Origin of the sequence: Rathayibacter sp. AY1C4 (assembly GCF_002932195.1) — a bacterium.
Classification (GTDB): Bacteria; Actinomycetota; Actinomycetes; order Actinomycetales; family Microbacteriaceae; genus Rathayibacter.
Window position 1 is genome coordinate 1 of record NZ_PSWE01000001.1, and the last position, 12,423, is coordinate 12,423.

Genomic DNA, 12,423 nt, shown 5'->3' on the forward strand with positions numbered 1-12,423 from the left:
CGCCGCGCGCCCACTCCACGAGCCCGCCGTCGTCGACGAGCAGCGCCAGGGGCGGAGCGTCCGGGTCGCGCGTGGCCGCGATCGCGGCGTCCACCACCGCGGCCTGCTCCGAGTAGAGGGCGACGCCCTCCCCGGCCAGGATCACCGTGCCGGACATCGAGAGGTTGCCGATCGCGGCGATCATCGTCCCGAGCGCGTTGCCGGAGTCGGCGAGGATGCGCTCGGCACCGGGGTCGCCCGCGCGAGCGGCGGCGAAGCCCTCGGCCAGGGTCAGCTCGCGGCCGGTGGCGACGAAGAGCTGGCGGAGGAGCGAGGGCAGGCTGAGCATCGCGGTCGAGCAGCCGCGGTGGCCGGCCTCGCAGACGGGCCCGGTGGGATCCAGCGGGTAGTGGCCGCCCAGGCCGAGCCCCGCCTCCGGGGGCGCGACCACCCGGTCGTGCACCACCAGTCCGTAGCCCACGCCCGCGCCGACGGTGAGCACCGCGAAGTGCGGGATGCCGCGGCCTCGCCCGAACCAGTGCTCGGCTCCCGTGAGCGCGACCACGTCGTTCTCGAGGGCGACCGGCAGCCCGAGGGCAGCGGAGAGCGGAGCGGCGAGGTCGACGTCGCGCCAGCCGAGGAACGGCGCGCGGCTCACCCGGCCGTCGGCGGCGATGCTCCCGCCGAGCGTCACGCCCAGACCGGCGAAGGCGGAGGGGCCGCCGAGCTCGTCGACGACCGAGACGATCGCGGCGATCACGTCGGCGGGCTCCGTGCCCGGCAGCGGGCGGACCAGCTCCCGCTCGGTGCGCGCGCGTAGGTCGGTGCGGACGGCGAGGACCTCGGTGCCGGTGATCTTCACGCCCGCGAAGCTCAGCGCGTCGGCGCGGATGTCGAGCGGCCGGGCGGGGCGGCCGACTCCGGTGCTCTGCTCGGGGCCCTCGACGACCAGGCCGCCGTCGAGGAACGGGCGCGCGAGCCGGGTCAGGCTGGCGGGCGAGAGGCCGAGGCGGCGGCCGAGCTCGGCCCGCGAGACGGGACCGTGGATCAGGACCTCGCGCGCCAGGAGCTCGGAGGAGCTCCCGGAGGCGTCCTCGGCGACGATGGTGTCGGTCACGGGGCTCCTTCTTTCCGGCCTGGTAGAAAGCTACCGGTAGCGCGCCGCCCCAGGAACAGATCCGGCCACTCGCGCCGCTCTTGACACCCCTATTACTTCTGCTCTAGAAATAAGCCATGCACCGCAGCATCGCCCCCACGAACGACTCCGTGACCCTCTCCGGCCGGGAATCGCGCCTCTTCCACTTGCAGGACGGGGGCACCAGCGTCGTCGTCGACGCCCGCCTCGTCACCTTCCCCACTATCGTGCACTGGGGCGCCGCGCTCGGAGATCTTTCCGCCGCCGAACTATCCGCCCTGGCAGACGCCGCCCTCCCCCAGCGCGTCTCGGGCGGACTCGACGCCTTCGCGCCGTTCGGCCTCGTCGCCGTCGAGGCCGACGGCTGGCAGCACGCCCCCACCTTCGAGGGCACCCACGAGCGCGCGGCCGCGTCGGAGCGGTTCGAGGTCGAGAGCATCGAGGCGCTCGGCTCCGCCCTCCGGACCGTCGCCACCGGCGCGGGCGTCCGGCTGACGGTGGACCTCGAGGTCGATGCGGCCGGCCTGCTCACCCAGCGCGCCCGGGTCGAGAACCTCGACGCCCGCCCGTTCCGCCTCGAGCGCTTCGAGCTCGGCTTCCCGCTCCCCGCGACCGCGCGCGAGATCCTCGACACCACCGGGCACCACCTCCGCGAGCGCCACCCCCAGCGCCGCCCGCTGACCATCGGCGAGCACACCCGCCGCACCCGCCGCGGCCGCCCCGGCGCCGACGCGACCCTCCTCCTCGCCGCGGGCACGCCCGGCTTCGGCTGGGAGCGCGGGCTCGTGCACGGCGTCCACCTCGGCTGGAGCGGCGACAGCTCGCTCCGCGCCGAGCGCACCGTCGAGGGCGTCTCGCTCCTCGCGGCCGGCGAGCTGCTGCGGCCCGCCGAGATCGAGCTCGCGCAGGGCGAGAGCTACGAGACCCCGGTCGCCTACGGCTCCTGGGGCGACGGGCTCAGCGCTCTGCAGGCCCGGTTCCACGCGTCGCTCCGCGCCCGCCCGCAGCACCCCGTCGCTCCGCGGCCCGTCACCCTCAACACCTGGGAGGCCGTCTACTTCGACCACGACCTCGCTCGCCTCACCGCCCTCGCCGAGCGGGCCGCGCGGATCGGGGTCGAGCGCTTCGTGCTCGACGACGGCTGGTTCCTCGGCCGCCGCGACGACACCGCCGCGCTCGGCGACTGGACCGTCGATCCCGCGGTCTGGCCGGAGGGCCTCACCCCGCTGACGGACGTCGTCACCGGCCTGGGCATGCAGTTCGGCCTCTGGGTGGAGCCCGAGATGATCAGCCCCGACTCCGACCTGGCCCGCGCGCACCCGGAGTGGATCCTCGGCCCGGCCGGCCATCTCCCGGCCTCGGGGCGGCAGCAGCAGGTCCTCGACCTCTCGCAGCGCGGCGCGTTCGAGCACGTGCTCGGCGCCCTCGACGCGCTGCTGACCGAGTACCCGATCGCGTACCTCAAGTGGGACCACAACCGCGACGTGATCGAGGCGGTCTCGCCCGCCACCGGCCGCTCCGCCGTCCACGAGAACGTGCTCGCGCTCTACCGCCTGCTCGACGAGCTGCGCTCCCGGCATCCCGGCGTCGAGATCGAGTCGTGCGCCTCCGGGGGCGCCCGCGTCGACCTCGGGATCCTCGCCCGCACCGACCGCATCTGGACGAGCGACTGCATCGACCCGCTCGAGCGGCAGACCATCCAGCCCTTCACCCAGCTGGTGGTGCCGCCCGAGCTGATGGGGCAGCACATCGGAGGGCCGCGGTCGCACTCGACGCAGCGCACCCACTCGCTCGCCTTCCGCGCCGGCACCGCGCTGCCCGGCCACCTCGGCATCGAGTGGGACGTCTCGGATCTCGCCCCCGCCGTCGAGGAGGAGCTGACCGCCTGGGTCGCCTTCCACCGCGAGCACCGGGCGCTGCTGCACACCGGGACGGTCGTGCGCGCCGACCTCGCCGACGACGCCGCCTCGCTCTCCGGAGTCGTCGCCGCCGACCGCTCCGCCGCCCTCTTCACCTTCGCCCAGCTGCGCACCGGCGAGACCTACCCGCCCGGCCGGATCACGCTCCCGGGCCTGGATCCGGAGCGCACCTACTCCGTGGCGCTCGCCCCGGTCACGTCGCCGCTCGGCGGCCCCGGGCAGTCGCCGCTCGGCTGGGCCGAGCACGGGACCGCGCTCCGCGGCCGCGTGCTGGGCACCGTCGGGCTCCAGGCCCCCGTCCTCGATCCGGAGCAGCTCGTCGTGCTCGTGCTCACCGCCCTCTGACCCGCCCTCCCGGCTCCGGAGCCGACCCGCTCCACGGCCGCCGCACCTGCTCTCGCACCGCCCTCCGCGGTCGAGCGCGCCCTGAGACCTGTCCCCACGCGCAAGGAGGCGCCGCATGTCCGCTCATCCGCATCCCCCCGGGTTCTCCCGGCGGCTGTTCCTCTCGGTGCCGCTCGCCGCGGCGTCCGCCGCCGCCCTCGCCTCCTGCGCCTCCTCCGGCGCCGGCGACGGAGTGACCACGCTCGACTTCTTCCAGTTCAAGGCGGAGGCGGTGGAGGACTTCGCGCGGATCATCCGCGAGTTCGAGGCGGCCAACCCGGACATCCGGGTCATCGCCAACAACGTGCCCGACCCCGACACGGCCATCCGCACCCTGCTCGTCAAGGACAAGGTGCCGGACGTGCTGACCCTGAACGGCAGCGGCTACTACGCCGACCTCGCGAAGGCCGGCGTGTTCCACGACTTCACCGGCGACGAGCTGGTCGAGCGGGTGAACCCGGCGGCCCTCGACATCCTCGACGCCCTCGGCAGCTTCGAGGGGAAGGAGGTGAACGCGCTCGCCTTCGCGAACAACGCGGACGGGATCCTCTACAACCGCACGATCTTCGCCGAGAACGGGATCGAGGTGCCGACCACCTGGGACGAGCTGATCGCCGTCTGCGAGACGCTCACCGCCGCCGGGATCACTCCCTTCTACGGCGCCCTGCTCGACAACTGGACCGGCGCCCCCGCCTTCAACGCGCTCGGCGGGCAGCTGCAGCCGGACGGCTTCTTCGACGCGATGCGCGAGGAGGGAGCGGCGCTCGGCCCCGACTCCCCCGTCTCGTTCACGAAGGACTACGCGACGACGATGGAGCGGCTCGGGCAGCTCTTCTCGTACACGCAGGAGGGCTCGTTCGGCCGCGGCTACGACGACGGCAACCAGGCCTTCGCCGCGGGCGAGGCGGCCATGTACCCGCAGGGCATCTGGGCGATCAACCCGGTGCGCACGAACAACCCGGACATCGACCTCGGCGTCTTCCCCTACCCGGTGCTCGACGACCCGGCGGACACGCAGGTCACCTCGGGCGTCGACGTGGCCGTCGCCATCGGCCGCGGCACTCCGAAGCTCGACGCGGCCCGCCGCTTCGTCGACTTCCTGCTGACCCCCGGAGTCGTCGAGCCGTACGTCGCGAGCCAGGCCGCCTTCTCGCCGCTGGTCGGCGCCGCACCCAACTCGGACCCCACGCTGGCCGAGCTGCAGCCCTACTTCGAGCAGGGACGGCTGATCGGCTTCGTCGACCACCAGATCCCCGCGAGCATCCCGCTCAACCCCACGCTCCAGGCGTTCCTCGCCAGCGGGGACGCCGACGCGGCGCTCCGGACCCTCGACAGTGAGTGGCGCAAAGTCGCGGCACGCACGACCAGGAAGTGACCCCATGACCACGACCACGACGGCCGCCGCGCAGGCGGTGGCGACCACTCCTCCGCCGCCCGCGCGCCGCAAGCGCACCATCGGCCGCACCTCGAAGACCTTCTACTGGATGACGGTCCCCGCCGTCCTGCTCTTCTTCGTGCTCCACACGGTCCCGGTCCTCACCGGAATCTTCTTCAGCTTCACGGACTACGCGGGCTACGGCTCCTGGGACCTGATCGGCGCCTCGAACTACCTCGCGCTCCTCCAGGACGACCGCGTCTGGAAGGCCTACGGGTTCACCTTCGGCTTCGCGATCGTGGCGACCGTGCTGGTGAACGTGATCTCGCTCGCCATCGCCGTCGCCCTCAACGCGCGGATCAAGTTCCAGACGGCGTTCCGCGGGATCTACTTCATCCCCTACGTGCTCTCGACCCTGGTCATCGGCTACGTGTTCCAGTACCTCTTCGCGAACTCGCTGCCGCAGATCCTCGGCGCGATCCCGGTGATCGGCGAGAACATCCTCGCGAACGCCGACTGGGCGTGGGTGGCGATCGTGGTGCTGGCGGTCTGGCAGGCCTCGGCCTTCTCGATCATCATCTACCTCGCCGGACTCCAGACGATCCCGGGCGAGCTCTACGAGGCGACCTCGCTCGACGGAGCGGGGAGGTGGCGGCAGTTCACCTCGATCACGTTCCCGCTGATCGCCTCCTTCTTCACGATCAACATGGTCATCTCGATGAAGAACTTCCTCCAGGTGTTCGACCACATCATCGCCCTCACCAACGGCGGTCCCGGCACCTCGACGGAGTCGATCACGCTGCTGATCTACCGCGGCGGCTTCCAGGGCGGCGAGTACGCCTATCAGACGGCCAACGCCGTCCTCTACTTCCTCATCATCATCGTGGTCTCGCTGATCCAGTTCCGAGTCCTCAGCCGCAGAGAGGCGTCGTTCTGATGACATCGACCATCACCCCCACGACCGCGATCGCCCTCGGCGAGCCCGAGGGGCGGCGCCGGCCCTCCCGCGACACCTACCGGATCAACTGGTGGGCGACCGCGCTCATCGCGGTCTGCTCGCTGACGATCCTCCTGCCGCTCTACTTCGCCGTCGTGACCGCGCTGAAGACGCCCGACCAGCTCGGCGGAACCGGGTTCGAGCTGCCGACCTCGATCTCGTGGGGCAACTTCGCCGAGGCGTGGACGGCGACCCGCTTCCCGCAGGCCTTCGTGAACACCGCGCTGATCACGGTCGGAGCCGTCGTGCTGACGCTGTTCTCGAACTCGATGGTCGCCTACGCGGTCGCCCGGAACATGCACAGGCCGTTCTTCAAGGGCGTCTACTTCTACCTGCTCGCCGCGGTCTTCGTGCCGTTCCCGATCATCATGCTGCCGGTGGTGAAGGAGACGGCCCTGCTGGGCCTGGACAACCAGGCCGGGCTGATCCTGCTCTACGCCGTGTTCGGGCTCTCGATCAACACGTTCATCTACACGGCCTTCATCCGCTCGATCCCCATCGAGCTCGAGGAGGCGGCGCGCACCGACGGCGCCTCGACCTGGCGGACCTACTGGCAGGTGATCTTCCCGCTGCTCGGCCCGATGAACGCGACCGTCGGGATCCTGACCTGCGTGTGGGCGTGGAACGACTTCATCCTGCCGCTCGTGGTGCTCTCGGACCCGTCCGCCCGCACCCTGCCGCTGGCCGAGTACGTCTTCCAGGGGCAGTTCAACACGAACTACACCGTCGCCTTCGCGTCCTACCTGATGGCGATGGCGCCGCTGCTGATCGTGTACCTCTTCGCGCAGCGCTGGGTGGTCAGCGGAGTGATGCGCGGGTCGATCAAGTAGCGGTCGCGGCGAGCGCCGCCTCGAGCAGGTCCGTGAGCACGGTGCCTCGCGAGCCCGCGTCCTCCGGGTGCCACTGCACGCACCAGAGCGGCGCGGACTCGTGCTCGAGGGCCTCGACGGTGCCGTCGTCGGCGCGGCCGACCACGACGAGGCCCTCGCCGGGACGGTCGACGGCCTGGTGGTGGGAGCTGCGGACGTCGAGCTCGGCGGCGCCGAGGATGCGAGCGAGGGCGCTGCCCGGCTCGAGCGCCACGCGGTGGTCGACCATCCCGGACAGGTGCTCGCCGGGGACCGACCGGCCCACGTGACCGGCGCCGGGCAGGTGCTGCACGAGGTCGCCGCCGAGGGCGACGTTGACCAGCTGCATCCCGCGGCAGATCCCGACCAGCGGGGTCCGCGTCTCGACGGCACGGCGGACGAGCGCGATCTGCGCGCGGTCGGCCGCGGGGAAGGACTGGCCTCGGTGCGGGTCGTCGGACCGGCCGCCGTAGAGGGACGGGTCGACGTCCTCCCCTCCGGTGACCACGACGGCGTCGGCGGCGGCGAGCCGGCGCTCGAGCTCGGCGGCGCCGGCCTGCTCGGCAGGGACGCGGTCGACCACGAAGCCCGCGGCGGTGGCGGCCGAGACGACGCTCGCGGTCAGCAGCTGCAGCTCGATCTCGAACTCGGGATCCTCGCGGCCGCCGTCGGCGACGTCGACGACGAGCAGGACGGGGCGGTCGGAGGCCATGCGGACATCGTGCCACCCGGCCGGCTCCGGCAGAACGTCGGCGGAGAGCAGTGCCCCTCGGTCGAGAGGCGAGGAACCGCGCGTCCGGCCGGCGTTCTGCGCGAGCCCGCAGACCTCTCCCGGGGTCTGGTCAGGATCCGGTACCGCGATCTAGGATGTTCACTTTCACATCCCGTGCGAAGACGCACACCTCCGCGGCCCTGCGGATCGTGCCTCGACGCCGCACCCGATCACGAGGGCCTATCTGCATGAGACGATCACGATCGGCGGTGAGGACCGCTCTGGCGGTCGCGACCGTCGCCGCCACGGCGCTGCTCGGCGCCACGGTCCCCAGCTCCGCCTTCGGAGCCACCGAGACCCCGCTCCTCCACTACACGTTCGACACCGCCCCCACCGGCACCACGGTCGCCGACACCAGCGGCAACGGCTACAGCGCGACGCTGCGCGGCTCCGGGGCCCAGTTCCGCAACGGGCTCATCAGCCTCCCCGGCGGATCCGCCGCGGCCGCCCCCTACCTCGAGATCCCCACCGCCGGCCTCGTCGGCAAGAAGGACCTGACCTTCTCGACCTGGCTCGCCCACAAGGGCGGGACCGGCAACGTCGCCGCCGCGTTCGTCGGAGCGCCCGTCGCCTCCGGCGCCTCGTTCTCCTCCGGCTACTGGCTGCTCAACCCGAGCAACCTCTCCGGCTACACCAAGTCGGTCGTCACCAACTCGGTCAACGCGGGCGCTCCCTACAACACCGAGGTCGGAGCCGGAGCGACGGGCACCCCGACCGTCGGCGCGCGCACCCCCTCGGGCCTCTCGCTCTACACGACCGTCATCGACGGCTCGACCGGCAAGCTCACCGTGTACGTCAACGGCGCGCAGATCTCGCAGAGCACGATCGCCCGCGACGTCTCCTCGTTCGGCCCGTCGCTCGTCGCGTACATCGCGCGCTCGACCTACAACGACCCGGGCTGGAACGGCGAGATGGACGACTTCGCCGTCTACGACAGCGCCCTCAGCAGCAGCTCCGTGCAGGCGCTCTACTCCTCGCAGGCCCTCGACCGCGCCGTCGCGTCGGTCACGGTGCCCACGGAGGCGACCGCCGGCTTCACGGTGCCCACCACCGCCAGCGGCGTCGGCATCACCTGGACGTCGAACAGCGCGGCCGTGGCCATCACCGGCGGCACCGCGACCGTCACGCGCCCCGCCGCGGGGCAGCCGGACGCCACCGCCACCCTCACCGCCACCTACAGGGTCGGCACCGAGACCCGCTCGGTCGACTACGCGGTGCGCGTCGCCGCGCAGCTGGACGACGCGACGAAGGTCCAGCGCGACCTCGCCGCGATCGCCATCCCGAACGTCGGCGACATCCGGACGAACGTCTCGGTGCCCACCACCGGCACGCTCGGCTCGAGCATCGCCTGGAGCGTCGTCAGCCCGAGCGGAGCGACCGTCCGCGACGGCAGCGCCGCCGGCACCCGCACCATCGACGTCGACCGCCCCGCGACCGGGAGCCCCGCGATCGACGTGGTCGTCCGCGCGACCGCGACCAGCGGATCCACCACCCGGACCCGCGACTTCACCCTCCGGGTGCAGCCGCTCCCCGCCGGCACCGACGACACCGAGGCGTACGTCTGGGCGTTCTTCACCGGAGAGGGCGACGGCGCCGAGCGCATCAGCCTCGCCGCCTCGAAGGGCAACGACGCGCTGAGCTGGAACACGCTGAACGGCGGCAAGCCGGTCTTCACCTCGAACCTGGGGACGATGGGCCTGCGCGACCCGTTCATCATCCGCTCGCACGAGGGCGACAAGTTCTTCATGCTCGCCACCGACCTGAAGATCGACGGGCTCCCCGGCGGCTTCGACACCGCGCAGAAGTCGGGCTCGAAGTACATCGAGGTCTGGGAGTCGACCGACCTGGTGAACTGGTCCGCCCAGCGCCACGTCAAGGTCTCCACCGACTTCGCCGGCAACACCTGGGCCCCCGAGGCGTACTGGGACGACGAGCTCCAGACCTACGTCGTCTTCTGGGCCTCGAACATGTACCCGACCACGAACACGGCCGATCGCGCCTCCGTCACCTACAACCAGATGATGTACGCGACGACCGAGGACTTCACCTCCTTCTCGGAGGCGAAGCCGTGGATCGACGTCAAGCGCGGCGCCGGCAAGGGCACCATCGACTCGACGGTCGCGAAGGACGGCGACACCTACTACCGCTTCACCAAGGACGAGGCGTCGATGACCCTCCGCGAGGAGAAGAGCACCGACCTGCTGGCCACCGTCTCGGGCTCGCTGCCCGGCACCGGCGGACCGGCGGACGAGTGGTCGCTGGTCAAGGAGAAGGTGGCCTCGGGCCTGCCCAACGGCGAGCCCGGCAAGACCTTCACCAGCGGTGAGGGCCCCAACGTCTTCCCCGCCAACGAGGGCGACGTGAACGGCCTCGACTGGTTCCTCTTCATCGACCAGCCGAACTACCACGACGGGCCGAACCACTACATCCCGTTCGGCACCGACGACCTCGCGAACGGCGACTCCTGGCAGCCGCTCGGAGCGAAGCTCCGCACGGGCCTGCCGCAGAACGCCGACGGCGGCAAGCCGCGCCACGGCACGGTCATCCCGGTGACGCGCTCCGAGTACCAGAAGGTGCTCGAGGGCTACGCCCCCGGCCTGGCCGTCGCCTCGGTCGCTCCGCTGACCGCGACGACCGCGGCCGGCACCGCGCCGGTCCTGCCCCGCGCCACGATCACGACCGCCGCCGGCACCACCAGCACGGTCGACGTGGCCTGGGACGCCGTCGCTCCCGCCGCCTACGCCACGGCCGGGACCTTCACGGTCTCGGGCGTCGCGCAGGACGCGTCGCGCATGCCGGTGCAGGTCACGGTCACCGTGCAGTCCTCGCTGAAGGTGAGCGCGACCGCCACGTCGCGCTGCGTCGCCGGCAAGGTCGTGCTGACGGTCGTCGGCAGGAACGGCGACACGGTGCCGATGGACGTCTCGATCAGCACCCCGGAGGGCGTGAAGACGATCGCCGGCGTGAAGCCGGGCGCCTCCGGCTCCGCCGCGTTCACGGTGCGCTCGACGCAGCTCGCCGCGGGCGAGGCGACGGTCACCGGCACGGCCACGGTCGGCGGCAAGACCGTCACGGCCACGGCCACCGCGCCGTACAGCGCGCGCAGCTGCGGCTGACGCACGGCACTCCCCGGGAGCCCGTCGCACCTCACCGGTGCGGCGGGCTCCCGTCGTCGTGCGGGGGGAGCCGGGAAACCGCCCTGACGCCGAGACGCCGCCCCCTCGGCGACGCTTCGACGGACGGCGCGGCGCCTCGGTACGCGGGCGGACCCGGGACGGCCCGCCCGGCGTCATCCGGTGACGGCTGCCGGTCCGGCTTCGAGCAGGTCGCGGACGCTGCGCGGCTCGCGACCGAGGAGGCGCCCGAGCTCGGGGCCGGTGCCCGCGAAGAAGCCGTGCTCGGCCGCCCGGTGCATCCCGAGGGTGAAGCGCACGAGGAACTCGGGCCGACCCGCCGCGACGCGCGCGGCGACCCACTCGTCGTCGCCGAGGACGCGCAGCTCGACGGGCCGCCCGCCGACCTCGGCCGCGATCCCGGCGATCTCCTCGAACGTCGGAGCCTCCGTCGCGGTCAGCGTGATCGGCCCGTCGTGCGGGCTCCCCGAGAGGAGGAGCCGGGCGGCCGCCTCCGACTCGTCCTCGCGGGCCGTCCACGAGACGCGACCGTCCGAGGGGACCTCGATCACTCCGGTCTCCCGCCACGGTCCGAGGAAGAGGCCCAGGCTGTGCGCGTAGAAGCCGTTGCGGAGCGACGTCCAGGCGAGCCCGGACTCGGCGAGCAGGCGCTCGGTCGCCGCGTGGTCACGGCCCGGGCCGAAGGGGGTGTCGGCGGCGGCTCCCTGGTGGCTCGTGTAGAGGACCCGTCCGACTCCGGCCGCGACGGCCGCCTCGACGGCGGTGCGGTGCAGGGCGACGGCGTCGGCCCGCGGATCGCTCGAGGAGACGAGGAGCAGCTGATCCGCTCCGTCGAAGGCGGCCGGGAGGGAGGCGGGGTCGGCGTAGTCGCCGACGCGCACCTCCACTCCGCGCTCCGCGAAGCGGGCGGCCTTCGAGGCGTCGCGGGCGACGACGGCGATCCCGGAGGCGGGGACGGAGTCGAGGAGGTGGTCGACGGTGGCGCCGTTCAGAGCGCCGGTGGCACCGGTCACGATGATCATGGGGAGAGCCTTCCGATGAGGGGTATCAGCGATACCACGACGAAGATAACCACGGAATTCCCTTGATAGCAACCGTGCGCTACCGTCGATACGTGACCAGCTCCACTCCTCCGACCGACACGCGCCTGCGCATCGTCGAGGCGGCCGCCGGCCTCCTCCGCGACGAGGGCCACGCCGCCGTCACCACGCGAGCGGTCGCCCAGGCGGCCGGGCTGCAGGCCCCGGCGATCTACCGCCTCTTCGGCGACAAGGACGGCCTGCTCGAGGCGGTCGCGGAGCACGTGCTGGCCACCTGGGTCGACTCCAAGGCGCGGACGGTCGAGGCGGCCGTCGCCGGGGGCGTCGACCCGGTCGAGGACCTGCGCGCGGGCTGGGCCGCGCAGGTGGAGTTCGGCCTCGCCAACCCCGCGCTCTTCCGCCTCCTCAGCGATCCGGGCCGCGCCTCCGGATCACCGGCCGCCCTCTCCGGGCGGCGGGTCCTCGCCGCCCGCGTGCAGCGCGTGGCCGCCGAGGGCCGCCTCCGAGTGCCGGAGGAGCGCGCCGTCGGCCTCATCCAGGCGGCGGGCACCGGCGTGGTCACCACCCTGCTCTCCACCCCCGCCGCCGACCGCGACCCCGGTCTCGCCGACGCCGCGCTCGACAGCGTGCTCGCGGGGATCCTCACCGACCCGCCCTCCCCCGGCGACGGCGGGCGGCTCACCGCCCTCGTCGGCGTCCGGGCCCTCGCACCGGAGCTCGCCGGTCTCACCCCCGCGGAGCGCCTGCTGCTCGCGGACTGGCTCGACCGCGCCCTCGCGGCGGCCGCGCAGGAGTGACGGGCACGCAGGAGTGACGGGCGCGCTTCCACCACAGGAGCGA

9 protein-coding genes are annotated in these 12,423 nt (G+C 72.7%); 6 read left to right on the top strand and 3 right to left on the bottom strand.

All coding sequences use genetic code 11. From position 1 onward, the window contains the following. Window positions 1-1,096, bottom strand: a 1,096-nt coding sequence (locus tag C5C99_RS00005; RefSeq protein ID WP_104339377.1) for an ROK family transcriptional regulator, incomplete at its 3' end; no start/stop codon positions are given. Between the two features lie 116 nt (window positions 1,097-1,212). Between C5C99_RS00005 and C5C99_RS00010 the strand changes: the two genes are divergently transcribed. The 4 genes from C5C99_RS00010 (at window position 1,213) to C5C99_RS00025 (ending at window position 6,619) form a co-directional block, all read left to right on the top strand. Next, window positions 1,213-3,378, top strand: coding sequence for an alpha-galactosidase (locus C5C99_RS00010; protein ID WP_104339378.1), 2,166 nt, complete (start codon window positions 1,213-1,215; stop codon window positions 3,376-3,378). A gap of 115 nt (window positions 3,379-3,493) precedes the next feature. Continuing rightward, on the top strand, window positions 3,494-4,792 hold the full coding sequence (locus C5C99_RS00015) for an ABC transporter substrate-binding protein (protein WP_104339379.1): 1,299 nt from the start codon (window positions 3,494-3,496) through the stop codon (window positions 4,790-4,792). A 4-nt stretch (window positions 4,793-4,796) separates the two neighbouring features. Then, a complete protein-coding gene (locus tag C5C99_RS00020) occupies window positions 4,797-5,729 on the top strand; it encodes a carbohydrate ABC transporter permease (protein ID WP_104225874.1) in 933 nt (310 codons plus the stop codon). Continuing rightward, window positions 5,729-6,619 carry a carbohydrate ABC transporter permease gene (locus tag C5C99_RS00025; protein WP_347877594.1) on the top strand — a complete coding sequence of 297 codons (891 nt, stop codon included), beginning with the start codon at window positions 5,729-5,731 and terminating at the stop codon, window positions 6,617-6,619. The genes C5C99_RS00020 and C5C99_RS00025 overlap by 1 nt, the downstream gene beginning before the upstream one ends. Here the strand turns inward: C5C99_RS00025 and C5C99_RS00030 are convergent. Then, window positions 6,612-7,349 (bottom strand): gamma-glutamyl-gamma-aminobutyrate hydrolase family protein, encoded by a 738-nt coding sequence (locus C5C99_RS00030; RefSeq protein WP_104260516.1) that lies wholly within the window; start codon window positions 7,347-7,349, stop codon window positions 6,612-6,614. The genes C5C99_RS00025 and C5C99_RS00030 overlap by 8 nt on opposite strands. A 269-nt stretch (window positions 7,350-7,618) precedes the next feature. Between C5C99_RS00030 and C5C99_RS00035 the strand changes: the two genes are divergently transcribed. After that, complete coding sequence (locus tag C5C99_RS00035) at window positions 7,619-10,525, top strand: immunoglobulin-like domain-containing protein (RefSeq protein ID WP_181074507.1); 2,907 nt, start codon at window positions 7,619-7,621, stop codon at window positions 10,523-10,525. A gap of 173 nt (window positions 10,526-10,698) precedes the next feature. Here C5C99_RS00035 and C5C99_RS00040 read toward each other — a convergent pair whose 3' ends face one another. Further along, on the bottom strand, window positions 10,699-11,565 hold the full coding sequence (locus C5C99_RS00040; protein WP_104339381.1) for an NAD(P)H-binding protein: 867 nt from the start codon (window positions 11,563-11,565) through the stop codon (window positions 10,699-10,701). A 92-nt stretch (window positions 11,566-11,657) separates the two neighbouring features. Here C5C99_RS00040 and C5C99_RS00045 point away from each other — a divergent pair, with 92 nt between their 5' ends. Then, window positions 11,658-12,380, top strand: coding sequence for a TetR/AcrR family transcriptional regulator (locus C5C99_RS00045; RefSeq protein ID WP_219813585.1), 723 nt, complete (start codon window positions 11,658-11,660; stop codon window positions 12,378-12,380). Window positions 12,381-12,423 lie beyond the last annotated feature (43 nt).

Coding starts and splice junctions, on each gene's coding strand:
- C5C99_RS00010 (WP_104339378.1), top strand. CDS start 1,213: ATGCACCGCAGCATCGCCCCCACGAACGACTCCGTGACCCTCTCCGGC.
- C5C99_RS00015 (WP_104339379.1), top strand. CDS start 3,494: ATGTCCGCTCATCCGCATCCCCCCGGGTTCTCCCGGCGGCTGTTCCTC.
- C5C99_RS00040 (WP_104339381.1), bottom strand. CDS start 11,565: ATGATCATCGTGACCGGTGCCACCGGCGCTCTGAACGGCGCCACCGTC.
- C5C99_RS00025 (WP_347877594.1), top strand. CDS start 5,729: ATGACATCGACCATCACCCCCACGACCGCGATCGCCCTCGGCGAGCCC.
- C5C99_RS00030 (WP_104260516.1), bottom strand. CDS start 7,349: ATGGCCTCCGACCGCCCCGTCCTGCTCGTCGTCGACGTCGCCGACGGC.
- C5C99_RS00020 (WP_104225874.1), top strand. CDS start 4,797: ATGACCACGACCACGACGGCCGCCGCGCAGGCGGTGGCGACCACTCCT.